2 protein-coding genes are annotated in these 1,993 nt (G+C 36.8%); both read right to left on the bottom strand.

Going from position 1 to position 1,993, the window contains the following annotated elements; all coding sequences use genetic code 11:
- Positions 1–24 precede the first annotated feature (24 nt).
- Positions 25–1,056, bottom strand: a complete 1,032-nt coding sequence (fraD, locus tag OGM63_RS11045) for a septal junction protein FraD (protein WP_263745583.1) — start codon at positions 1,054–1,056, stop codon at positions 25–27.
- 159 nt (positions 1,057–1,215) lie between these two features.
- Complete coding sequence (gene fraC, locus OGM63_RS11040; protein WP_263745582.1) at positions 1,216–1,752, bottom strand: filament integrity protein FraC; 537 nt, start codon at positions 1,750–1,752, stop codon at positions 1,216–1,218.
- Positions 1,753–1,993: the final 241 nt, after the last annotated feature.

Below are 1,993 nucleotides of genomic sequence, written 5' to 3'. Positions count from 1 at the left end.
CTTGTCCCCCTTGTCCCCCCTCCCCTACTGCTGCGCTGGAGGTGAGCCGGCAATAAATTTACTAATGCGATCGCAGTCAATTTCTGCTACGGTGGCTTTATCTGGTTTGCTGACGTTGGCAATGCTTGAGTTTGTTGGTGCTGCGATCGGGTTAACCCGACAAGACTTTTGCACGTAAAATCCGCGTGGATTAGAACTCGGACCCGTCCAGATACTTAACAAATCTAATGTATACCCAGATTTTGTATTAACTACACGTGGTCTAACAACCCACAATTCTTTCTCTTCATATTTTGCTAAATTTCTTTCTATAACACGCTTACCCAAATTTCCTACTTGTTGATCCGCATTTATTAGCCATCTTTCCACTTGCGACCAAGGTCTTCCAGCTACTTGTTCTTCTACTAATGGCTGAAGTTTATCGAGAATCAACACACCATTTACCGGGATTTTTTCTGGGGATTCTGTTCTAATCACAAATGTACTTTGCTTAAAATTATCTGCCTGCAAACTCGGATATTCTCTTAACCAATTATCCATAACAAAGTAAAACTGAATCCAGGAACTTAGTATCATACAACTGGCAACCATAACAATTAGTCTTTGACGGATTTCTGGCTTAGGAATCTGTGTTTGCACATCAGTACCACTTCCTTCAAAAAATTCGGGAATTGCTGTAATTAATGCTGAAATCGTTGGCCAAAGCACGATTGTTCGTGGTGTAATTACATCTTCTCCTTGTCCAAAAGCAAAAACACTCACTAAAAATCCCGTGACTACTGCCCCAACTGGCATAAAAGTACCGGGGATTCTTAAAGGATCGTCAGTGGTATACCAAGATGTCCCGGCAATTAAAAATAACCAGCCAAAAAACGAAATTATATCTCTTACATAACCTACGGCTAAAGATGAGGCAAACCAAGAAAAAATACTCAAATAAATTAATGTTTGCCAAGAGTAAGCTTTCGGTGGAACCAATAACCTTCTGACTCTGGCATAAACATCTTCGACAAATTTAAAGACACCAAATAAATCTTTTAAAAACAAGAAATTCATGTTTTACTCCTCGGAATTACTCTTTGATATTTACCTTTTATTTACTCTATTATTGTTTAAGTAAACAAGTAAATAAAATTGCTCTTGCACTAGTTGAACATAAACAGATTTAATTGGTTTGACATTCAACATTAATGATGTTTTATTTTCCCAACATACTTATCGAGAGCGAATCAACAAAATTATAACAATTGCACTATAACTAAGTGAATTCGCGATGAGGATGGTAGTCACTAAATTTGTATTTTGCAATTTCACCTTGCTAGCACGTCGGAAGTTGCGACGTGGATATGCTTGAAGTTCTAATTCATTTTTTATTGGTTCAGTTAGTGATTGCAAAACAAGCTTTAAGAGAAAGTATTTCAGCAAGAAAGTTGTGAAGAAAATTATAAAAGCAACTAAAATCATTAAGGACTGGACATTATTAGTCCGAAATTGATTAAAAAACACATAACTGATTAGTTGTGATTTTAAATTAACTGGTAAAACTGGCTCGATAAAGAAAAAAGTTATCCAACCAATCACAGCAGTAAATAGATTGATACAGATGGCATAAAAAATGCTAGTTTTTTTGTCAAATCTTAACCGAACATTCAAAACATATCCTTCTATGGGTATGGCTACCAATAAAAATAAAAAGTCAAACAAAATGGCACCAAGGGGAAAAGTTGTCGGAAGTTCAGGAAATTCAAACATAAAAGGGTGAGCGCTAAGGGTTGACTTGAGAGAGTAAACTAGTGAGATTGAGAATGATGGCAAAAATTATCTCATTCTTCCAGTCTTTTACCATCTTTTTGTTCTTTTGGTTATGGCAAAAGCAAAACTTTACCAGATTGGGGGCTGGGGGAGTGCTCTTGAGTGGGGATGGGGGCAATACGGTTCGGATAAGAAATATTTGATAAACCAAAAACCTTGTAGAGACGCGATATATCGCGTC

The sequence above is a fragment of the Plectonema radiosum NIES-515 genome, from assembly GCF_025753815.1.
Taxonomy (GTDB): Bacteria; Cyanobacteriota; Cyanobacteriia; order Cyanobacteriales; family Nostocaceae; genus Hassallia; species Hassallia radiosum_A.
The sequence above is the reverse complement of the archived record's forward strand: the minus strand, read 5'-3'. Positions and strand labels throughout refer to the sequence as shown.